This window comes from Roseburia yibonii, from assembly GCF_014297335.1.
GTDB classification, from domain to species: domain Bacteria; phylum Bacillota; class Clostridia; order Lachnospirales; family Lachnospiraceae; genus Roseburia_D; species Roseburia_D yibonii.
The window spans coordinates 104,979-127,540 of sequence record NZ_JACOQH010000001.1; the positions used below are offsets into that span (position 1 = coordinate 104,979).

Consider the following 22,562-nt stretch of genomic DNA (forward strand, 5'->3'; position numbering starts at 1 on the left):
TCCTTTAATCGGGTAATGCATACTTCTTTCGATATTGATTATACATTACGTCAAAATCTTCGTTGTCTTCCTGTTTTACCTGATCTAAATATTCGTGGGTGTCTAACACATCTTCGTTGATCTGGATCATATATACCGCAATATTGGAGCAGTGATCCGCGATTCGCTCTAAGTTCATCGCGATATCAGACAGACAGAAACCGAGCTCAATGGTACATTTTTCTTTTCTGAGACGTTTCATATGACGTTTCTTTTCTTCCTTGTCGATATGATCGATCACTTCCTCAAGCGGCTCAACCATCTCTGCCTTCTTTAAATCTTCCTCTTCAAATGCCTGATAGGACATTGCGATGATCTCCCGGACAGCATCGGTATAGATCTTTAATTCCTCTACCGCCTTCTTGGAGAACTTGCCCTCTTTTTTCTGCATCTGGCGTGCTACTTCGCAGAGATTCATCGCGTGATCTGAGATCCGCTCGAAATCCCCGATACTGTGAAGCAGCATGGCAACCGTCTGGGAATCTTCTCTGGAGATCTGTCCTCCGCTGATCTGCATCAGATAAGTTCCGATCTCATCCTCGTAATGATCGACCTTCTGCTCGTATCTTTCCACCTGATCCGCTTTTTCCTCGTTAAAATCTGTCAGCAGATCCATTGCGGTAAACACCGCGCGTCTGGAAACTTCCGCCATATCCACAGCCGCATGTTTTGCCTGCTGAACCGCGAATGCCGGTTTTTCTAAGAAACGTACATCCAGTACATTTTCATCCTTCGCCGCAAGCGCAAGATCTTCTTCGCTGTCCGGCATGGTAAGACATGCCAGTTTTACCAGTCCTTTACGGAACGGTAACAGCATTACGGTCGCCACGATGTTAAATACACTGTGGATAACGGCGATACCCGCCGCATTCGCGCTGTGACCTAAAAATGAAAAATGAACTACTGCATTGATGCTGTAAAATGCGATCATAAAAACAAGTGTTCCAATGATATTAAAATACAGATGTACCAGGGCGGCACGCTTTGCATTCTTCTTTGCTCCGATCGATGAGATCATCGCCGTTACACAGGTACCGATGTTCTGACCCATGATGATCGGAAGCGCTGTCGCAAAACTGACCGATCCGGTCGCGCAGAGTGCCTGTAAGATACCGACAGATGCCGATGAGCTCTGGATCACCGCGGTAAGGACCGTACCTGCGATCAAACCTAAGATTGGATTGGAGAACATGGTAAGGATGTTGGTAAACTCCGGCACATCCGCAAGCGGTTCTACCGCCCCGCTCATCATTTCCATACCAAACATAAGGATCGCGAATCCAAGCATGATCGCGCCGATATCGTGCTTTTTCTCACTCTTTACAAACATGATCAGAATGACACCGATCAGTGCCAGTATCGGGGAAAAAGAGGTCGGCTTTAACAGCTGCATAAAGAAGTTGTCACTCTCTATCCCGGTAAGACTGAGCATCCAGGAGGTAACGGTCGTACCGATATTCGCTCCCATGATGACTCCGACTGCCTGCTCCAATTTCATAATTCCGGAATTGACAAATCCGACGACCATAACTGTCGTTGCGGAGGACGACTGGATCACTGCCGTAACTCCACATCCGAGAAGTACCGCCTTGATGGGACTTGAGGTCAGTTTTTCCAGAATACGCTCCAGCTTTCCGCCGGAAACCTTTGCGAGACCGTCTCCCATTGCGTTCATTCCATACAAAAATAGTGCTAATCCACCTAACATTGTCAAGATACTAAAAAAATCCATATTTTTCTCCTCGCATTTTCAACTTTTTTTGCGCCTATATTTCAATAGTATTATCTGCGATTGTAAAATGCAAGTATTATTTATGTAAAATCCTTGAAACTCCTTTTTCGATTTTTTCTGGTATCCTTACGCGAACCCGCCTGTTTTCAGGCTTTTTGTCCGTTTTTTTCCGTCTCATATGACTTGTGCTGTCCGGTGATGGAAAAGATTACCCACTCCGCGATGTTGGTCGCATGATCACCGATACGCTCTAAATATTTTGCGATCATAAGAAAATCTGCCGCCTGCGCTCCATTGTTGGTATCCTGATGGATCAGATCGATCAGCTCATCTTTGATTTCCGCAAACAGTTCATCCACACGGTCGTCCCTGCCGATCACCTCACCTGCCAGCACAATATCCTTATTTACGAACGCCTCAATGCTTTTTACCAGCATTACGGTCGCTTCTTTCGCCATCTCCTGCGTCCGTTCCAGTTCCTTGATATACTGCTGATCCGCAAGCTGGATCGTGATCTCCGAGATATCCGTCGCATGATCGCCGATCCGTTCCATATCCGTGATCATTTTCAGTGCCGCAGAGATCACACGCAGATCCCTTGCCACCGGCTGCTGCTGCAAAAGCAGCTTCAGACACAGATTCTCTATGGTGCGCTCCTGGTTATCAATCTCGGTATCCATCGCGATCGTTTTTTGCGCCAGCTCCGCGTCCTGCTTTACCAGCGCGGTAACTGCCATCTCGATCGCCTTTTCGATCAGACTTCCCATTTCGATCAGTTCATCATTCAACTGTACCAGTTCCCGGTCAAATCGATTTCTCATAAAAATATAACTCCCTTCTTTGTTTTATTATCCGAAACGTCCTGTAATATAATCTTCGGTACGTTTGTCCCTCGGCATCGAGAACAGTTTTTCTGTCTTATCCGCCTCGATGACCTCTCCCAGCAGGAAGAACACGGTATTGTCAGACACACGCGTTGCCTGCTGCATGTTATGTGTGACCATAACGATCGTATATTTTTCTTTCAGTTCCAGCACCAGATCCTCGATCTTTGATGTCGAGATCGGATCCAGCGCGGAAGTCGGCTCATCCATCAGAATGACTTCCGGTTCCACCGCGAGCGCCCGCGCAATGCAAAGCCTCTGCTGCTGTCCGCCGGAAAGTCCAAGCGCGCTCTTTTTTAACCGGTCTTTAAGTTCATCCCAGATTGCCGCCTGCTTTAACGACTTTTCCACAATGGCATCCAGCTTTACTTTGGAATGTATCCCATGGGTACGCGGTCCGTAAGCAATGTTATCATAGATGCTCATCGGAAACGGATTCGGGGACTGGAATACCATGCCGACCCGCTTCCGCAGATGATTGACATCCATGTTTCCATAGATATCTTCCCCGTCTAAAAGGACATCTCCTGTGATCTTACATCCCTCCACCAGATCATTCATCCGATTCAACGATTTTAAAAATGTGGATTTTCCGCATCCGCTCGGTCCGATAAACGCTGTGATCTCATTCTTTGGAATGTCCATATTTACATCTTTTAACGCATGAAAACTTCCATAATATAAATTCAGATTTCTGACTGTAATTTTATTTTCCATATATTTCTCCTGCTCTATTTTTTCTTCCGCTTTTCATCAGCGCTTTTCCAGTTTTTTCGCAACCGCGCCGGAAAGCATGTTGATGATGATCACGAGGATCAGAAGTACGACTGCTGTCGCGTACGCTTCATTGGTGTTCAGTCCCTCTTTGGAAAGATTGTACATATGTACCGACAGGGTACGCACGGAAGAGAACACATTTTCCGGTACTTTCGCCACGGTACCGGCGGTATAGATGAGTGCCGCCGTCTCTCCCACGATACGACCGATCGCAAGGATCACGCCTGCAAGGATTCCGGGAACCGCAGACGGAAGCACGATCTTAAACACCGTACGCAGTTTTCCTGCTCCAAGTCCGAAGCTTGCCTCCCGGTATGAATCCGGCACCGCGAGCAGCGCCTCCTCGGTCGTACGCATGATCACCGGCAAAACCATGATCGCCAGCGTAAATGCTCCAGACAGAAGCGAATATCCCCATTTGCAGGCTCCAACGAAAAACAGCATACCAAACAATCCATATACGATGGACGGGATTCCGGTCAGTGTCTCCGCCGTCACACGGACGGTCCCTACGATCTTATTGCCTTTCTTCGCATACTCTACCAGATAGACCGCCGCGAAAATACCAAGCGGTGCCGCAATGAGCAGTGTAAGTCCGGTCATCAAGATCGTATTGATGATACTCGGCATCATGGATACGTTGTTTGAGTCATACGTCCATGCGAATAATGACGGGGTCAGATGCGGCACACCCTTGATCAGAATGTAGATCACCAGAAATCCAAGTACACATATCGTGCAGACTGCCGCGAGCATTGTGATAAGCCACAGTAAGAAGGAACCCGGATGATGCCGAAACGACCGGAGCTTTTCCATTGTTTTTTTCTTAAATTCTGCCATCTATTCCACCGTCCTTCTCTTTAGTGCTGAAAACAGCAGGTTGATCAGTAAAATAAATACAAATAAGACCACGCCTGTCGCGATCAGCGCTTCTCTGTGAAGATCCGCCGCGTATCCCATTTCAATAACGATATTTGCGGTCAGTGTACGCACACCTTTTAAAACGCCTTTTGGCATTCTTGCCTGATTTCCCGCTACCATGATGACTGCCATCGTCTCTCCGATCGCTCTGCCGACGCCTAAGATCACGCCTGCGAGGATTCCGGATTTTGCCGCCGGGACCACGGTGAGGAACACACTTCTTTCATGCGTCGCGCCGAGCGCAAGCGCTCCTTCATAATATTTGTTCGGCACTGCCCGGATCGCCGATTCGGAAACTCCGATGATGCTTGGCAGGATCATGATACCAAGCAGAACCGATGCCGTTAAAATGCTGTTTCCATTTCCACCGAAGGTGCTTCTCACCCAGGGAACCAGCACACAGAGTCCGAAAAATCCATATACGACAGACGGGATTCCCGCGAGCAGATCCACGCCCGGTTTTACGATCTTATAGATCTTTTTCGGGCAGAACCGCGCCAGAAAGACGGCGGTCAGGATCCCGATCGGAACCCCGATGACCAACGCCCCCGCAGTGACATAGATACTGCCAAGGATCATCGGAAGTATGCCAAATATGTTATTTCCCGGTTTCCAGATCTTTCCACCTACGAAATTAAAAAATCCGATCTCCTTTATGGCCGGTATCCCGTTCATAAAAAGGAAAATACAGATCAGCGCAACGGAAAGGATGGAAACACATGCGGCGATCAGAAATACAATCTCCATTCCTTTTTCTTTTACCTTTTTCATACAGATGCAAATCCTTTTCTATTTTGATGTACTATGTGTTTGCAACCAGAGAAAGAGAGCTGTTTTCATCCAGCCCTCCTCTTTGGTCATTTCGTGTTACTCAGTCACTATTTTACTTCATCCCAGGTTGTTACTTCGCCACGGAAGATGCTGTTTACCTGATCTTTGGTAAGATCTTCGGTCGGATTGTTCTTGTTTACGATGATCGCAATACCGTCTTTTGCGATTACTGTTGCGGTAAGACCGCCATCGATCTCAGTGTCTTTCAGCTCTCTGGATGCCATTCCGATATCACAGGTTCCATCCATTGCCGCTGTCATACCGGTTGTGGAATCGCTTTCCTGGATCTCGATTTCAGCTCCGCTGTTGACTTTCTGATATGCCTCCTGCAGTTTTTCCATAACAGGTGTTACGGAAGAAGATCCTGCAACAACAATCTTTCCGGATGCACCGTTTGATTCAAACGCGCCTGCATCGGATGCCTTGATGTAACCATTATCCTCAATGATCTGCTGTCCATCCGCGCTCATGATATAGTTGATGAAATCCTGTGCCACGTCGCTCACATCACCTTTGGTTGCAATGTTAAACGGTCTGGAAATTGTGTAGCTTCCATTGTTGATGTTGTCCGCTGTCGGCTCCGCTCCATCGATCTTTACAGCCTTTACTGTGTCATTTAAAGAACCAAGAGAAGAATAACCGATCGCATAATCATCACCGGCAACTGTTGTCATAACGATCTCTGTGCTGTTTGCGATGATCGCTTCGTCTGTTGTGTAATCTACTTTATCGCCGTTTGCGTCTTTTTCTTCCACACCAAACAGTTCAATAAATGCGCCTCTGGTTCCGGATCCATCTTCTCTTGATACAACCGAGATATCGGATGACGTATCAAAATCTCCTGTCGCATCTGGTGCCGCATCTGTTGTGGTGTTTCCGGAATCTGTCGTTGTATCAGCAGAACTTCCACATCCTGTAAGGGCTCCTGCGGTCAGTAATCCGCACACGAATAAACACATAATTTTTTTCATATTGTTTTCCTCCATTTCGTTTTACAAACTCATTCTACCAACGCAATGTAAAATGTAAAATCTATGTAATGTAAAACTCATGTAAAATCTGTGTAAGCAAAAAAGTGCATTTTTACAGGGGAATAAATCCCAATCCCTGTAAAAATGCACTTTCTATATTTTACATAGCTGCGTTTGTTAAAAATTTATCACTCGTTTTCTTCGATCTTAAACAGATCTACATTCTTCTTTAACTCTTCTGCTGATGTTGCCGCATCTTTGGCACGATCCAAAACCTCAGAAGATCCGTTCGCGATGGAAACGGTACGCTGTGCGATATTTGTTGTACCGGCCGCTCCGTCGTTGGATGCGGATGAGATTCCTCCGATCGCTTCCATGATACCGTCGATCGAAGCCACCAGTTCTTCCGATGTCGCGCTGAAATCCGCTACCAGATCGTTGACTCTGGACGCGTCATCATTGTATGCGTCTGCCATCTCTTCAAACTTATTAAAGCTGTCCACGATATCCGTGTCCACAAAATCAAGTAACCGGTTGGAGTCTGTCGCAAGATTTCCTACCGCCTGGTTTACATTGTCGGTAACCGCCTGAATATTGGCAACTGCCTCTTTGGACTGCTCTGCCAGCATACGGATCTCATCTGCTACTACCGCAAATCCCTTGCCTGCTTCTCCGGCTCTTGCCGCTTCGATCGAAGCATTTAACGCAAGCAGATTGGTCTGCCCGGTAATATTTAATATGGATTCCGCCAGCACGCCGATCTGATCGACTACCTTTGCATCCTCCAATGCTTTCTCCAGGCTTTCTCGGATCTCAGAAAGCATCTTGGTCACCATTGCGCGGTTCTTTACGGTATTGTCCTTTGTCTCTCTCGCACGTTTATGGATCTCTTCTGCTTCGGTAGCTCCATCCTGTGCTCTTACCGCAATACCCTTTGCAGCGCCCTCGATCTCCTGTGACATGGTACTGATCTGCTCTGCGGAAGCTGCTGTCTCCTCCGTGCTTGCTGCCAGTTCTTCTGTCGTTGCGGATACATCTTCGATCTCTTCATTTAAGGTTGTCACATTGCTCTCGATATTCTGTACAACCGTATCGATATTGTCAGCCTCACCTTTTACTTTTACCAGTAATTCACGGACAGATTCACGCATCTTGTTCAAAGTTGCGGACAACTGTCCAAAATCATCTTTACGGTTCAGATAAGCCGCATCCATCGACTGTGCGAAATTTCCTTCCGCGATCACTTCGATATGGCCGGAGATCTTCTTTAATGCTCTGGTGATATCAACTGCGATCTGAATAACAAGCAGTGTAACGATGATCAGTAAAACGATGCAGATGCTGACTAACGTAATTGCCTTCTGTGTTGCGAAATCCGAATACTCCGCGTCCTGAGCCGCGATCTCATCATCAATGTAATCCGTGTAATTACCGGTTCCGACTACCCAGTCAAACGGCTCAAAGTATTCACTGTAAGAACGTTTCGGGGAGGACTCGGTCTCTCCCTCCTTCGGGAATACATAATCGGTATATCCGCCGCCGTCTTCTACCGCGACACGGATGATCTCTTTTACCATCTGATAACCGGCTGCATCTTTTGTTCCCATACGGTTGGTACCTTCGGTATCACTGCCAAGCAACACAACGTTTGTACCATCAGACTCGTCTACCCAGAAATAGCCGCTGTCACCATAGCGCATCTCGCGGACTTCATCCGCAGCTACTTTCTTTGCCTCATCCAGCGTATAGGTTCCATCTTCATACTCCTGGTTGATCTCTGTCAGAAGCGATATCACTGCCCCTACCTGCTCCTTGATGTTCTGGTCATAGCTCTGTCTGGTCGATGCCTCCATGCTCTCGATCGCTTTGTCCTTTACCTGATTTAAATTCCTTATGGACACAACACTCGCACCCAGGACCAGAATGATCACCAGTGCTATGATCATATTCAGTTTTGTTTTGACTTTTAAGTTTTTCATATAATCGCCCCTTTTGTCTGTTTTGTCCAACTTTGCACTATGATATAATTCAATTATAGTCATTTTAACCACATTCGTCAATCAAAAACTAGACATTCTTTTACCTTTTTATACAATTCCAACACTTTCTTTGGCAAGACGGTCCGCTTCCTCATTTCCCTCGATCCCGGAATGTCCCTTCACCTTGACAAACGTAAGTTTTAACTCCTTTTGTACTTCCGCCGCATAGTCATAATAAGCCATCGTTCCTTTTTTGTTGCGCTTCCACAGCCCTTTTGCCCACATTTCGATCCCCATATAGTCATAATAGATAACGAGTTCTTTCAATCCAAGCTCCACCGCTTTTTTCATTGCCGCCATACTGCCGCAGATCTCCCCAGCGACATTGCGCATGGATGCCATCTCAGCATCATTTCCGTTTCCCTGCAGGATCTCTCTTTTACCGTCATACACCAGAAAGCCGCCGTAACCGTAAACACCGGTCTTTGCGTGATAGGAACCATCCACAAACGCGTATGCCTTCGTCCCGTCTATATCCGTGGCTGCCTTTTCTTTCTTTTCTATTCCGGCAGCTCCGGAAACTCCGGCAAACGCCTCCGCTTCCTCCCGCGTCTTAAAACTCTTATACTGCGCACCCGGATATCCGTCGACCACTGCCTTGCATTCCTCCCAGGTGTTATAAATGCCGGGCTTTTTTCCTGTCCGGACTGCATAATATTTCTGTGCCATATCTTTTACCTCTTATACTTAGTATCTGCTGCTATTTTAACATTCCCCAAAAGAAATCACAACCGCCACCGTCCGGTCTTCTGCTTTCCGTTAAAATCCATTTTCCCCAAACTGCATATAATATCTGGAAAAGAAAAAACAGAGGTTCCCATGGATCATTTGGAACAAAATCTTTCAGACCCTATTGAAAATGCCGCTGTACCCTCTGCCCAGAATGCGATACGGGTATCAAACGCTGTCATTCAAAACATTTCCTATGATAAGGACACTGCATATGTAACGATCGCCTACAACAACTGTACCCGCTGCAACGCGCCGGAAATGCTTGTCACCCTGATCGTTTCGGGCAATACGATCCTCTTGGACGAAAACGGTGATCTGATCACCCCGGAAGACTTGCAGACCGGTATGATCGTCCATGCCACCTTCTCGACCAATATGACAAGAAGCAATCCGCCGCAGGCACAGGCATACCGGATCCGCATCTCCGGCCGCCCGGAGGTTGGAAACATAACCATCGGAAGAATCATCAACATTGACACCCGAAATCAGTTTTTCATTACCATGAGTGATGGAAATCCGGCCACCATGATACGATTCAACGTTTCCCCAAATACGGTCGTTTTAGATTCGATCGGACGGCAGATCAGTTTTTCGAGACTGGTGCCCGGTCTTCTGGTCAGCGTACAGCATGCTTCTTTCCTCACCGCAAGCATCCCGCCGCAGACAACCGCATTTGTCGTTCAGATCATGCGGTGATGGTTTTGTAAGCATATAAAAAACCCGGCAGAGCGATTTCTGCCGGGATTAAAATTCCCTGTTGGCATATTAGCCTTTCTTATTGCCTACTTTTTTCATTGCAAAATAATGAAGAGCGAACGAAACAATCGAAAATACAATAATAGAAAATATAGGTGAATTATTTTCCGAAACTGTTACATACTCCGAATTATATTTTTGACTAACTTCATAGATGTCATTTGCACCTGTAACTGCAGTAATACATATATATTCTACAACCAAACTTATAAAATTAAACCCAGAACAAATAGCTGCACATTGCAGATAATTGTCCTTTTCCGGATCTTTATCGCGATTTATTAATGTACTTACTATAATACTGAGTATGATTGGCACAAAAGAAAATAATAATTGCATAAACACATCCAATTGTTGAAGCATTAATAAAAAAATGCCTAAAACGAAAATATTAACACAAACACTTGCACACAGATTCTTTTTTATATTCATGTTTTCCCTCCTAAAGACTTCCTCTAAATTGCCACTATATGTCTCTGTCTGTACGGACAATAATACAATCGCTCTCATTTCATAATTTAAGAGCAAATATATATAACACTAAACAACAAATCATACATATTACACTATCTTATCAACACCCGTTTTCTTCATCATATATCACTCTTTTCAAATTTTTTTTTGCCCAGTATTATACCAAACACAGAATAAATAGAAACCAGCATAAGTAATACACCTAAGCATTTCCACTCACATTTTCCCACATCTGAGTTTACTATCTTTTCTACATAGTATATTGGGACAAAATATTTTACATAAGAAAACTCTTTTAAATACATGAAAGCCAACCACACAAAAATAAATATACCCATTGCCTGAAATGATTTTTTATACGCACCTAAAAACAATGAAATATTCACCGTAAATATGAAACATAGCAAAATTGCCAATATATTCACAAGGTAATATAGCAATTCTCCCTTCCTGCAAAACTCTGGAACTGCGATATCCGCTCTCCTTATCGTAAATAAATAGAAACATATAATTGAAGTTATAATAAAAATCAACGTCGTAATAACTGCTAATATAAGATATGCAGTATTTTTAGCCAGATATATTTTCTTTCTATTATTAATCCGTTGCGTATATAACTGGATACTTTTATTTTCTATTTCTCCCCTCAAAGATCTAATCACACAAACAGAGAGTATGATAAAATAGATAAAACACATATATACAAAAGTATACATTTCAGATGCAAAAGCTAAACCAGACACTTTCTGCCCTCCTACATAAGTAAAAGATTTTGAGTTCATGGCAAGCCCTATCGAATACATAATAGGAATAAACAACATAGAAACCATCAAAAGAAAATCTTTATGTTTAATAATTTTGATAAGCTCTATTTTCACTAAATCTTTCATTCTTATTCTCCCTTCAACATATTTTCCAGATCATTCTCCGAAGATTTAACAAATACAATTCTAGCGTGTGGTACAATTGCCGCAATAACTTGATGAAGATCTGTGTTATTATTAAAAGCAAGACTTGATTTCTCAGTGTCTATCTCAACTCCAGGTATCCCTGCCATAGCCTGTATCAATCCTTGGTTTACACTCTCTACTCCAATTTCATATTGTCCATCCTCTTCTAATCCTTTATCATAGATTTTTTTTCCATCTTTTATTACAATTACCCTTTCACATAAACTCCTGACTTCATCCAAATTGTGATCAGAAAATATCACGCCAATCTGCTTTTCTTTCACGATTTTCTTGATATATTCCTTCACCATTGCTCTGCCATTAATATCTAAGCCCACAAATGGCTCATCCAAAATCATAAATTTATATCCGTTTAACAAAGCCTGTGCGAACCCTAATCTTTGCTTCATTCCAAAGGAGAACGACTTCACAAATGTTTTCCCTTTACCTTCTAATCCAACTATTTTCAACACTTCATCCGACTGCTTACGTATCAACTTCTTATCCCATATTCCAACTGCATTCTGAAGTAACCTTAAATTGTCATAGGTATTCATATAATCTAAAAAACTAGGTTGAATTAAGATGCCAAACTCTTTACGTATTTCACAATTTACTAATAAGTCCTTATTCTCAAAACATATAGAACCCGCATCTGGAAAAATATTTCCTGCAATACAGTTTAATAAAGTCGTTTTTCCTGCTCCATTTTTTCCTATCAGGCCAACGATTTCTCCTTGATTAATCTGAAATGAAACGTCATCCAACGCTTTTTTCTCACCATAGTTCTTGGTCAATCCACTTACTTGCAAAGTCCTCATAAAATTCCTCCCAAATTTTTCTTCACCTCTATCATTAAGTCCTATGATATCTTCCAAACGTTAATATTTTGATTTCCAAATATTAAAAATACATAAATTTTTATCAGCCAATCTTTTCTTTTCCCTATTACAAGCGAATAAAATAAAAAAACATCTTTCTCCAAAACGAAAAAGATGTTTTTCCTAATATTTACTATATATTCTATGATAAATCAATAACAAATGCTTTAGTATATTCTTTCCATCCTTGTTCCAAATATAATCTCCCGTTATGCATTTCTACAATCTTTTTTGTTATTGACAGTCCCAGTCCACTATTGTGTTTTTCTGGATTTCTGGCTTTATCTCCACAAACAAAAGGATCAAATATTTTATCCTTAATTTCTTCTGGTATCAGTTCTCCACTATCGGCTATAATAATTTTTTTCTGATCGGTCAGACAAACCAAAGCATTTATTCCTGTTGGATTGTGCTGTATTATATTATTTAATAAATTTACAATCGCACGTTTTAATATCTTAAAATCAATTTCTGCTTCTACCTTTCGATTCGGTATATCAATTACAAGATTAATTTGATGTTCTTCAAACAATAGTATTTTCTCAGCAATAATCCGCCTTAAAAATTCTCCCAAATCATAATTTGTTAATGTTAGTTTATAATCTGCACAATCAAATCTTGTATAATCTAAAAGCAGTTCGATCAATTCTGCCAAATTAGTAGCATTTTCGTTGATAATCCGCATGCATTTTTCTTTATGCTCCTCTGTTACCCGCCCCTCTAATACCACTGAAGAATATCCTTGGATAATAGTAGTAGGTGTTTTTAAATCATGTCCGATATCTGTAAGTAACTGCTGCCGTTGTTGATATGAAACTCTTTTTTCTTCTTCCATATCAAATAATCTTTTAACCATACTATTAAATGAATCTCTTATTTCAACAAACTCTGTAACAGTATCAAAATCAACCCTTACCGAATAATTACCAGTACTAATTTCGTTGAATGCATTTATTAACATATAAATAGGATTCGTTAATTCTTTTTTCATGTAACAAGATAGTCCCCAAACCGCAAGTATATATCCGGCTATGATAACCAACATCCCTCCTATATATATAAGCAGTATGTTTCTAATACCGTACTTCATATTGGTGATAGTCACCGTTACTTGTACATATTTTGCAGGTATGCATACAATCCCCAATCGTTCTTCACCCTTCTCATCCGTGAAGTACTTCATACTGGCATAAACCTTTTCATCATTCCTAAGTAATTCACCTTTTGTAAGTTCAATTAGTTGTTGTTGCGTGTATGCTCCTACTTCTTCGTCATTCGTTGTATATATGACATGTAAGTCATCATCAAGTATACTCAGCCACCCTTCAATACTGCGAATATAATTTGTATCTATGCTTGAATATTCTTCAGATATCAAAGTATCTGCAAAATAATGCTGCGCCTCTGTTAATAAATACTTATCGCCCATCATCTGAATAAAAAAGTTCGCGCACAAAAAAACAACAAGTATAATCAAAGAGAATAAAATAAAATTTGTTTTAAGGAATTTACTAATATTTTTTCTTCTATTTTTCAAACCGATACCCCAATCCTCTTACAGTTTTTATCATTTGTGGATTCTTGGAATCATCTTCTATTTTATCACGCAACTTACTAATATAGACTACCACTGTATTATCTGTGTAATAATACTCACTTTCCCATACCAGCTCAAAAATTTGTGCTTTTGTGAATACTCTGCCCGGCTCAGTCATAAAAAGTTTTAATAGTTTGTATTCCATATACGTCAAATCAATTTCCTTATCCTTTTTATAAAGTTTACATTCACGTTGATCCAGCATCAAATCTCCGATAATAACTTTTTCATCTTGCTTTTCCTTTGAGCCGCCAAAATCATAAAAACGTCTCATTTGAGCGTTAATTCTCGCAACCAGTTCCAATGGATTAAACGGTTTGGCTAAATAATCATCTGCTCCCAAATTCAATCCCAAAATTTTATCCGCATCCTGGTTTTTAGCAGATAAAATAATAACCGGTACATTACTCCTCTTTCTTAGTCTTTTAATGACCTCATATCCATTTAACTTCGGAAGCATAATGTCCAAAACTACTAAATGAATTTCTTCTTTCTCAAAAATATTAATAGCTGATTCTCCATCACATGCCTCATAAATAGAATATTCTTCCTGCTCCAGGTATATTTTTATTAAATCTATAATTTCCTGAGAATCCTCTACAATCAAAATATTCTTCATACTCAAACTCCCTCTCCTTCATTTCTTAAAATTAATTATATCATAAATTGTTGATTCCTGTTTCAATACTTCAACCAAAACCTTCTTAACCGACGACAGAATCATACATACTTATTCTACTGTAGAAAAGTGCTCTAACGAAATCAACTCAATGGATACACTATATATGGCCTTTTGAGTCCAAAAAAACGGCCTTCTGACATGCGTCAAAGACCGTTTTTTTCACCATTTTATTTCATTCATGTATACAAATATTTTTCAAAAATCCAGTAGAAATCCAAATCTCCTGCTTATTCTTCATTCATATTCGCCAGTTTCTTCGCCTGGTCAGCCGCGATACATGCGTCAATGATCTCCTGGATATCTCCGTTCATGATCTTATCCAACTTATACAGGGTCAGACCGATTCTGTGGTCAGTCACACGTCCCTGCGGGAAGTTATAGGTACGGATCTTCTCGGAGCGGTCTCCGGTTCCGATCTGGCTGCGCCGGTCGGCCGCCTCTGCATCCTGACGTTTCTGTAATTCCATATCATAAAGCTTTGCTCTAAGAAGTGCAAACGCTTTCGCTTTATTCTGGATCTGTGATTTCTCTGTCTGGCTGTAGATCACGATTCCGGTCGGATAATGTGTCAGTCGTACCGCAGAATCGGTTGTGTTGACACACTGACCACCGTTTCCGGAAGCACGCATAACATCGATACGGATATCCTTGTCCTCGATCTCCACATCAAATTCTTCCGCCTCCGGCATCACTGCGACACTGATCGTGGATGTGTGGATACGTCCGCCGGATTCTGTCTCCGGGATACGCTGTACACGATGTACACCGGATTCATATTTCATCACGGAATAAGCGCCCTGACCGGTGATCATAAAGTTCACCTTTTTCATTCCGCCGATTCCGATCTCCTCGCACTCAAGTGTTTCGACTTTCCAGCGTTTGCTTTCCGCATAATGCATATACATACGATAAATCTCTGCCGCGAAAAGTGCCGCCTCGTCTCCGCCTGCGCCGGCACGGATCTCAACGATAACGTTCTTATCATCATTCGGGTCCTTCGGCAGTAACAGGATCTTCAATTTTTCCTCGAGTTCTTCTACTTTTGCGCGGGACTCGTTCAGCTCTTCCTTCGCGAGCTCACGCATTTCCTCATCGCTCTCCTCCTTGAGCAGCTCCAGGGACTCCTCAATGTTTTGCTTATTCTGCTTATATTCGCGGTAAGTTTCCACTAACGGAGTCAGATCGCTCTGCTCCTTCATCAGGCGCTTGAAACGATTCGGATCATTTGCGACATCCGGTTCGCTCAGTTCATTCATCAATTCTTCATAGCGCGCCACGGTATCTTCTAATTTATCAAACATGCTCTTTTTTCCTTCCTTTTACAACACGGTCATTTCCCGCAAGATCTTTGATCACTTCCACCTGCGTATATCCACACTGACGCATCATGGCGGAAACCGCCTCTCCCTGGTCATAACCGATCTCAAAATATAAATAGCCGTCCGAAGTCAGATACTCCGGACTTTTTTCTGTGATGATACGATAAAAATAAAGTCCATCCTCTTTTCCGTCCAGTGCATCCACCGGCTCAAAATCCCGCACTTCCGGCATCAGCCCCGGGATCTCACCCGTAGGAATATAAGGCGGATTGGAAACGATCAGATCAAACGTGCCGGAAATATTTTCAAACAGGTCACTGCGCTCCCATTCCACTTCAACTTCATTGGCTTTCGCGTTTTCTTTTGCCACAAGAAGCGCCTGCTTTGAAATATCGCTTCCCGTGCATGAAATATCCGCAACATTTTTTGCCAGACTGATGATAATACATCCGCTTCCGGTACACAGATCGAGCACCCGCATTCCCGGCTCCACGACACGCAGTGCTTCTTCCACCAGTGTCTCCGTGTCCTGCCTCGGGATCAGCACATTGGAATTGACCTTAAATTTCAGTCCCATAAATTCCTGCTCTCCGATGATGTACTGTAACGGCACATGCTCCGCGCGCTTATGAACCGTGCTCTCATATTCACTCTGCTGCTCTGCCGTCAGCTCATCCTCTTCATGCAGATAATAAAAATTCCGGTCGATCTTACATGCCATCTGAAGCAGATACCATGCATCTATCTTTGCATCCGCAATATTTTCTTTTTGTAATATCCTGGTTCCGGTCTCGATTGCTTCGCGATATGTCATACCTGCCCCTTCTTATTTTCTGTATCCGTCCACGCAAATTCTACCGCGAGATATGCTCTCCAGTCAAAGATCGCCTCCACCGACGCAATGCCGACTTCGATCATCGCATCGTCCGGCTCTCTGGTCGTAAGCCCCTGGAGCATCAACCCCGGCTTGCTGATCAGATTCACAAATCCATTGTCACTTCTGCCGGCAAGACGTATCAGCTCATAGGACACGCCTGCGATCACCGGGATCAGCGCAAGTCTTAAAAACAGACGAAGTACCGGGGAATCCACACGGATAAACGCAAAAAAGATAATACTGACGATCATGACAAACAGTAAAAAACTGGTTCCGCAGCGCTTATGCTGTCTGGAACTTTTTCGCACATTTTCCACGGTAAGTTCCATCCCATGCTCGATACAGTTGATACATTTATGCTCCGCGCCATGATACATAAACACCCGCTTAATATCCTCCATACAGGAAATTAACAGGATATAACCGATGAAGATCGCAAGCCGGATCACACCCTCGATCAGCGCAAGTACCGTCTGTGATGCCACAAAACGGCGAAAGACCAGCGAAAGGTAATAGGGTAACACCATAAATACCGCGACTGCCACGATGACAGAGAACGCTACCGTGATCCCCATTTCTCTTTTTTCTTTCTTTTCGGCCTTCGCCGGATCTTCTTCCTTCTTTTTTTTATCTTCTTCCTCGAAAAAAGATGCCGAGTATGTCAGACTGCGCATTCCCAGTACCAGGGAATCTATAAAATTAAGTACACCGCGAATCACCGGTGCATTTTTTAACGTCTTATTTTTTACCAGACCCGGATAGTCAAATGTCTGCGCACAGATCTCCCCATCCGGTTTTCGGACAGCAACCGCATAGCGGTCCTGGTTTTTCATCATGACACCTTCCATGACTGCCTGCCCGCCGATTCCTGAATATCGCATGAACCGCTCCTTTTCATTGCTTGTCTCAAAAAAAGGTTGAGATTTCACAACCTCAACCTTATCTTTCCACAATCTGTTACTTATTTCATGCCGTATTTCTTATTGAACTGCTCAATACGTCCACGCGCCTGATTTGCTTTCTGCTGTCCTGTATAGAAAGGATGGCATTTGGAGCAAATTTCAACGTGAAGTTCCTGTTTGGTAGAACCTGTAACGAATGTATTTCCACAGTTACATGTAACAGTTGCCTGATAATAATCCGGATGTATTCCTTCTCTCATGATTTTCACCTCTTCATTTTACTTTCCGATAAACAGCTTTATTATTGTATCACAGGATTTTTTATTATGCAAGTATTTTTATATAATTTTCGTTTTCTTAAAAATGTCAACATTAAATTCGACATTTTTTCATGTTTTTATCGTTTTGCCGTTTTGCACAATACGTAGCCTGTTTTATTGTATATTTTCACTTTTAGGCAGCGCAATAGTAAGGCTGCCACTGCTGCCAGCCTCTCACGCTCCCTATTTCCGTTCTTATGCAAGCTGCTTTACCTCTTCCTCGAATAGTTCCCCTGCTGAATGATAGCCATGTATTTTGCGTGGGTATCCGTTTATCCAGTTCTCTATACTCTCTACCTCTTCCTCTGTCCTGTCGTCAAAATTTGTGCCTTTCGGTATCTTCCGGCGTATCATCTTATTTGTTACCTCATTTGTGCCACGCTCCCAGCTGCTGTACGGGTGGCAGTAATATACCTTTGTCCGCTTTTCTCCCTCGTTGATAATAGAACGCTGTAAGCCCTCTGCATCTGCAAACTCGCTGCCGTTGTCTACTGTGATTGTCTTAAATACCCGCTTAAACATATCAGCGCCCCATTTTCTTTCTAATCTATCCAGTGCCGCTACTACTGCCTCGTCTGTATGGTCTGACAGTTTAAATATAATCTCGTTTCTGGTTTTCCGCTCTGTCAGTACCAGCAACGTATTTTTTGACTTTCCCCGCTTACCTAAAACGCTGTCCATTTCCCAGTTGCCGAACTCTTCCCGTGTATCTATCTCTTTCGGGCGTTTGTCTATACTCTCTCCTGCTGCCGCCCTTTTCTGTTGCCTCTGTACTTTCTTATAATTTCTCTTCTTATTCTTCTTTACTGGCAAATTCTTATTAGACAACTTAAGGAAAATACCCTTATCAATGTAGCTGTATAAGGTCGTTACGCATACTGTTACGGAAAAGTCCCCCTCTTTCCCCTGTGCTTTCAATTCTCCCAGTACCGCAGCTGGGCTGTAATCTTCATTTACTATTTTATCCTCTATATAATTTGCGTATGCAATATCGTTTCCTATTTTAAGTTGTGTACCCCTTGCCTTTAAATTTTCCTCTGCTTTCATTTGTGCCTTGTTTGGGCTATAACTTAATGTTTCTGTATAGTCGCTATTTCTGTGTATATATTCCCCTCGCTTAAGCTCATTGTATATAGTGCTGCGGTGTACGCCCAGCTGTTCTGCTATCTCTATCACGCTATGCCCTGCTTTTTTCAATGCCTCAATACTTATACGGTCTGTCCATGTCAGCTGTCGGCTGCCTTTCTTATTCGCCATTTCTGCTACCTCTCTTTCGTTCCTGTTCTTTCCCCATATACGACGAAAAGCCGCAAACTCTTTTACAAGTCTGCGGCTTATGCCTTTACCTATTTACAACACTTTTTACAAGCGGTGTATTTCTTCTTTGCTTGGCTTAGCGGTATGCTCTTTGGGTTTTTCATTCCCGAACAGTTAGGCTTACTATGGTATTTTTTGTTGCTACGGTCTACATATACTGTAGTTTCTCCCGTATGCTGGCTTACGCTGGGCGTTGCGTCCTCGATTACGTCAAGCTCTATATTGCACCCGAACGTCTGTACCCCCCCCCCAGAAATTTCCAGTATTTCTGCGGTGTAGCGGGCTTTCGGGTACTTTCTCGCTAAGTCCCCCGCCAGTTCTGCCGATAGATTGCCTATTACCTTATCGCCCCACTTTACGTATGCGGCAGGCTCTCCGTTGTATGTGTACTTTTCTACTGTAATATCTTCACTACCGGACATTTTGCTTAAAATATCCTGCCTGTTTTCTCCGTCCTCATTATTGAACGTCACGCCTACTACTTTCGTTCTGATTGTATCTAAAACCCTGCTACCAGATGCGGCGGCAGGCGCTGGTGTTCTGTTTCCGTTCTCTTTTCCTGCGCTTTTCTTTTTCAGTCCAAAATAGGCGCATACTGCCGCAATCACAATACAACCCACCCCACCTGTTATATTTCCAGACGGCAGCGCCGTTAAACCGCTTACTGCAAATAATGCAGCCACTACCAATAAAATTACCTTTTTCTTTGTCATAGTAAGCCCTCGCTTTCGTTTCTACTTCAATTCTAAAATTTCATCAGCAGAGGCGTTAAGCTCTCTGCAAATTTTCGCAAGTGTTATTGCGTTTGGCGTAAGCTCGTTGTTTTCCCAGCGGCTTATATCTTTCTGGTATACTTGCAGGCGCTCTGCAAGTTCCTTTTGCGTCACGCCTGCCGCTTTTCGTGCTTTTTTAATGTTTTCGCCTAAATTCATGCCTTACCTCTCTTTTCTCTTGCCCTCAAAATGAAAGCAACCAGCAGCTTTACCAGTCCTACTGCTACTAAAAATACTCCTAATTTTAAAAGCATACTCTTTACTCGGCTTTGGGTTTGTGTTATATTTCTTATAGGCGGCGGGCTTATCGCCCGCCTGTTGGTTAGGGCTTTCGCCCTAACCTATGTACTTACCAATTATGATAAGTATTGTTCCTATGATTAAGTCTATCACTGCACTGATTGCCAATTCTTGCCAGTTGATAGGCTTTTTCTTTTGTTTCTTTTTCTTACCCATTGTGCCGTTTCTCCTTTCCAGTGGCTTTACCTCTTATTTGTTCTTATCTCCTTTCCATGATTTTATTATATACCTTTTTCGGTATATTGTCAACGCTTTTATGCAGAAAATCCTATAAAATTGCAAAAAAATAGAGGGCAGACAGCGAACCGCCCACCCTCGAAAACTTAAGCTAATCTTGTGGCATAATCTAAGCTAATCCAGCCTGCGCCACTCTTCAAGCGTCCCCAGCCAACGCTTGCACCCTGTCCGGCTTTCACTTCCACAATGGTAAATACTCCCTTTCCTGTGGTTTCTCCCGTCTTTGCATAGTTCGTGCCTGCTCCTGTTCTGATATTAAGGTCTAAAATATCTACCTGTACGCTAAACGGAACGCCTGCGCTTGCCTGCTGCCCTGCTGCGGTATATACCGCCTTGCCGTTATCATCATATACAGTATAGCCCGCCTTGCAAGCGCTCTTTGCATTTTCCAGCGACGTAAACGCCCCCAGCTGGCTTGCTGCGTCCGTCCAGCTCTTGCGCACTCTGTAATACTTTGTACCGTTTCCTGCTGCATACTTTTTATAGTATCCCTCGCCGTACTCTGCACGCTTTTTCTTTACTGTTTCGCTCTGGTCTGCTGGCTTTTCATATCCAGTAAGAACGGCATCAGATGCAGCACGCACGCTGCCCGCCTTTTTCAGTGCGTCCATTACTGCTGTGTATCCCTGCAATTCTTCCCATAAAAAGCCCAGCTGCATATTAAGGTCTGCAATGGATGCGCCCGCCTGTTTTGCATGATTAAGCAACGCCTGCTTTCTGCTCCAATACGTCCACTGCGCCAGCCCATAGCCTGCACTGTCCTTTACAAAATTGCCATAGCTGCCATTATCCACCGCTGCTGTATATTCTGCGTCCGTCTTACCCAGCTTATTGTTATAGGTGTTCTGTAAGTTGTTCGGCATAAGCCCGCTTTCAGCATACAGATTACCCATAATACCAGCCACGGCATAAGCATTTAAGCCCTTTCCTGTAAGAAAATTCCAGATTGTTTTTTCATTGCCGCCCTGCGGTGTTTCTGCCTGCCCGCTGATTTTACGCTTAAACTCGTCCCATGTGTGGGCGCTGGTGTTATATACATACGGGTTAGGGCAAATCTTGCCCGTTACGTCGTAATGTCTGATTACATGAGATGCAGGCACGCCGTATTTATTCATAAGGTAACGGGTAAGCTCTGCCGCTGCCTCTACTGTTGCGTCCTCAAAATACCAGTCTTTATCTGTTGCGCCCATGCTCTTTGTGTTTTTCTTCCTTACGCACATTTCAATACCGATACTATTAGCGTTTCGGCACTCTGCGTGCTTATAGCTCGACGCTCCGCAATGCCACGCTATATTAGCGTCCTCTACGCACTGCCATACCTCGCCGTTAAATCCTACAAAGTAATGCGCCGACGCATTTCTATTGCCGCCGCCATAATATCGGCAGTTGTCCTCTGCGCCGCCCAGTGCGCCTACATAATGGATAACAATATACTTAATTCTGGAAACGCTGCCCTTATTGAAATTGTACTTACTTATCTTTCTGTTAATGTTCATATTTCCTGCCTTTCCGCATACAAAATAAGCGCCTGCGGTGTCCCGCAAGCGCTCTTTGCTGCTATGTCCTTATTATTCTTATCTTTCCTGTGTCCTGTGTTCCTCTACGTTGCCTGTGGTGCTGTCCCCGTCCAGTTCGTCTGTGTCCGGCAGTTCGTCCGTATACTTCGCCAGAAACTCCCGCACCTTTTCCCATACCTTTTTTACGGGCAGCCCGCATAATGCCATATTCTTAAAAATACTCACTACCTCATAGGCAATGTAAAGCAATGCGAAAAATTCAGCCACGCCCACGGTATCAAGCCCTAAATATGTACGTGCCTGCTCCGGTATAAATCCGATTAAGTTAATCTTAATCAGTACGTCGATTGCCAGCATGAATACCAGAGAAATAAGCATACCTACTTTTCTGATAGCCCCGTCAATGCCTGCGCAGCTGTTAAATTTCTTCTCTTTGATTGCACGCAGCACGCCAAAAACCGTGTCGCACACAATCGCCAATACTACCAGCTGGATAATTTTGTTATGTGCCGCCGCCTCAATAAATTCTGTAATAGTCATGTTCATAAATCCTGCCTTTCTCTTAATTGCAAATCTTTTGCCCGCTCTTTCAGCTCTGCGCCGTCGTAGCCTGCTGTCTGCTCCCAGCTTTCCAGAGTGGCTATTAAATCAGCAATAAGCCTGCTTTGCTTTTCTATGGTTTCCTGTTGTTCTTGTACTACCCTTAGTAAATTGCTACTCATGTACTCGCTCCT

General features: G+C 43.2%; 24 protein-coding genes. 1 reads left to right on the forward strand and 23 read right to left on the reverse strand.

Going from position 1 to position 22,562, the window contains the following annotated elements:
• Positions 1-4: 4 nt before the first annotated feature.
• The 8 genes from H8Z76_RS00450 to H8Z76_RS00485 form a co-directional block, all read right to left on the reverse strand.
• Positions 5-1,771, reverse strand: coding sequence for a Na/Pi cotransporter family protein (locus H8Z76_RS00450; RefSeq protein ID WP_022515998.1), 1,767 nt, complete (start codon positions 1,769-1,771; stop codon positions 5-7).
• Between the two features lie 146 nt (positions 1,772-1,917).
• Positions 1,918-2,592, reverse strand: coding sequence for a phosphate signaling complex protein PhoU (phoU, locus tag H8Z76_RS00455; RefSeq protein WP_022515997.1), 675 nt, complete (start codon positions 2,590-2,592; stop codon positions 1,918-1,920).
• A gap of 27 nt (positions 2,593-2,619) precedes the next feature.
• The gene (gene pstB, locus H8Z76_RS00460; RefSeq protein ID WP_147619130.1) at positions 2,620-3,372 is read right to left on the reverse strand and encodes a phosphate ABC transporter ATP-binding protein PstB; all 753 of its coding nucleotides are present in this window, start codon (positions 3,370-3,372) and stop codon (positions 2,620-2,622) included.
• Between the two features lie 36 nt (positions 3,373-3,408).
• A complete protein-coding gene (pstA, locus tag H8Z76_RS00465; RefSeq protein ID WP_186981347.1) occupies positions 3,409-4,272 on the reverse strand; it encodes a phosphate ABC transporter permease PstA in 864 nt (287 codons plus the stop codon).
• The gene (pstC, locus tag H8Z76_RS00470) at positions 4,273-5,124 is read right to left on the reverse strand and encodes a phosphate ABC transporter permease subunit PstC (RefSeq protein ID WP_022515994.1); all 852 of its coding nucleotides are present in this window, start codon (positions 5,122-5,124) and stop codon (positions 4,273-4,275) included.
• A gap of 107 nt (positions 5,125-5,231) precedes the next feature.
• A complete protein-coding gene (locus tag H8Z76_RS00475) occupies positions 5,232-6,155 on the reverse strand; it encodes a substrate-binding domain-containing protein (protein WP_186981348.1) in 924 nt (307 codons plus the stop codon).
• A 188-nt stretch (positions 6,156-6,343) separates the two neighbouring features.
• Positions 6,344-8,134 (reverse strand): HAMP domain-containing methyl-accepting chemotaxis protein, encoded by a 1,791-nt coding sequence (locus H8Z76_RS00480; RefSeq protein ID WP_186981349.1) that lies wholly within the window; start codon positions 8,132-8,134, stop codon positions 6,344-6,346.
• Between the two features lie 108 nt (positions 8,135-8,242).
• Positions 8,243-8,863: a ribonuclease H1 domain-containing protein gene (locus H8Z76_RS00485; protein ID WP_022515990.1), complete on the reverse strand. Its 621-nt coding sequence runs from the start codon at positions 8,861-8,863 to the stop codon at positions 8,243-8,245.
• 150 nt (positions 8,864-9,013) lie between these two features.
• Between H8Z76_RS00485 and H8Z76_RS00490 the strand changes: the two genes are divergently transcribed.
• Positions 9,014-9,622 carry a hypothetical protein gene (locus H8Z76_RS00490; RefSeq protein ID WP_022515989.1) on the forward strand — a complete coding sequence of 203 codons (609 nt, stop codon included), beginning with the start codon at positions 9,014-9,016 and terminating at the stop codon, positions 9,620-9,622.
• 69 nt (positions 9,623-9,691) lie between these two features.
• Here H8Z76_RS00490 and H8Z76_RS00495 read toward each other — a convergent pair whose 3' ends face one another.
• The 15 genes from H8Z76_RS00495 to H8Z76_RS00565 all read right to left on the reverse strand — a co-directional run bounded on the left by H8Z76_RS00495 (position 9,692) and on the right by H8Z76_RS00565 (position 22,550).
• On the reverse strand, positions 9,692-10,114 hold the full coding sequence (locus tag H8Z76_RS00495) for a hypothetical protein (protein ID WP_186981350.1): 423 nt from the start codon (positions 10,112-10,114) through the stop codon (positions 9,692-9,694).
• Between the two features lie 161 nt (positions 10,115-10,275).
• A complete protein-coding gene (locus tag H8Z76_RS00500; protein WP_186981351.1) occupies positions 10,276-11,046 on the reverse strand; it encodes a hypothetical protein in 771 nt (256 codons plus the stop codon).
• Between the two features lie 2 nt (positions 11,047-11,048).
• Positions 11,049-11,927 (reverse strand): ABC transporter ATP-binding protein, encoded by an 879-nt coding sequence (locus H8Z76_RS00505; protein WP_147618005.1) that lies wholly within the window; start codon positions 11,925-11,927, stop codon positions 11,049-11,051.
• Positions 11,928-12,129: 202 nt separating this feature from the next.
• A complete protein-coding gene (locus tag H8Z76_RS00510) occupies positions 12,130-13,524 on the reverse strand; it encodes a sensor histidine kinase (protein ID WP_147618003.1) in 1,395 nt (464 codons plus the stop codon).
• Positions 13,514-14,203, reverse strand: coding sequence for a response regulator transcription factor (locus tag H8Z76_RS00515; RefSeq protein WP_186981573.1), 690 nt, complete (start codon positions 14,201-14,203; stop codon positions 13,514-13,516). The genes H8Z76_RS00510 and H8Z76_RS00515 overlap by 11 nt, the downstream gene beginning before the upstream one ends.
• 290 nt (positions 14,204-14,493) lie before the next feature.
• A complete protein-coding gene (gene prfA / locus H8Z76_RS00520) occupies positions 14,494-15,567 on the reverse strand; it encodes a peptide chain release factor 1 (RefSeq protein WP_022515987.1) in 1,074 nt (357 codons plus the stop codon).
• Positions 15,560-16,399 carry a peptide chain release factor N(5)-glutamine methyltransferase gene (gene prmC, locus H8Z76_RS00525; RefSeq protein WP_186981352.1) on the reverse strand — a complete coding sequence of 280 codons (840 nt, stop codon included), beginning with the start codon at positions 16,397-16,399 and terminating at the stop codon, positions 15,560-15,562. Before prmC ends, prfA begins: the two co-directional genes overlap by 8 nt.
• On the reverse strand, positions 16,396-17,343 hold the full coding sequence (locus tag H8Z76_RS00530; RefSeq protein ID WP_186981353.1) for a DUF1385 domain-containing protein: 948 nt from the start codon (positions 17,341-17,343) through the stop codon (positions 16,396-16,398). The genes prmC and H8Z76_RS00530 overlap by 4 nt, the downstream gene beginning before the upstream one ends.
• A gap of 80 nt (positions 17,344-17,423) precedes the next feature.
• A complete protein-coding gene (gene rpmE, locus H8Z76_RS00535; protein ID WP_022515984.1) occupies positions 17,424-17,624 on the reverse strand; it encodes a 50S ribosomal protein L31 in 201 nt (66 codons plus the stop codon).
• Between the two features lie 255 nt (positions 17,625-17,879).
• Positions 17,880-18,941 carry an IS30 family transposase gene (locus H8Z76_RS00540; protein WP_186981354.1) on the reverse strand — a complete coding sequence of 354 codons (1,062 nt, stop codon included), beginning with the start codon at positions 18,939-18,941 and terminating at the stop codon, positions 17,880-17,882.
• 89 nt (positions 18,942-19,030) lie between these two features.
• On the reverse strand, positions 19,031-19,714 hold the full coding sequence (locus H8Z76_RS00545; protein WP_227069880.1) for a hypothetical protein: 684 nt from the start codon (positions 19,712-19,714) through the stop codon (positions 19,031-19,033).
• A 21-nt stretch (positions 19,715-19,735) separates the two neighbouring features.
• Positions 19,736-19,933, reverse strand: coding sequence for a helix-turn-helix domain-containing protein (locus H8Z76_RS00550; RefSeq protein WP_002591290.1), 198 nt, complete (start codon positions 19,931-19,933; stop codon positions 19,736-19,738).
• Positions 19,934-20,397: 464 nt separating this feature from the next.
• Positions 20,398-21,807: a phage tail tip lysozyme gene (locus H8Z76_RS00555; RefSeq protein ID WP_055056208.1), complete on the reverse strand. Its 1,410-nt coding sequence runs from the start codon at positions 21,805-21,807 to the stop codon at positions 20,398-20,400.
• A 78-nt stretch (positions 21,808-21,885) separates the two neighbouring features.
• Complete coding sequence (locus tag H8Z76_RS00560) at positions 21,886-22,368, reverse strand: phage holin family protein (protein WP_002591287.1); 483 nt, start codon at positions 22,366-22,368, stop codon at positions 21,886-21,888.
• Positions 22,369-22,370: 2 nt separating this feature from the next.
• On the reverse strand, positions 22,371-22,550 hold the full coding sequence (locus H8Z76_RS00565; RefSeq protein ID WP_117553022.1) for a hypothetical protein: 180 nt from the start codon (positions 22,548-22,550) through the stop codon (positions 22,371-22,373).
• Between the last annotated feature and the right edge of the window lie 12 nt (positions 22,551-22,562).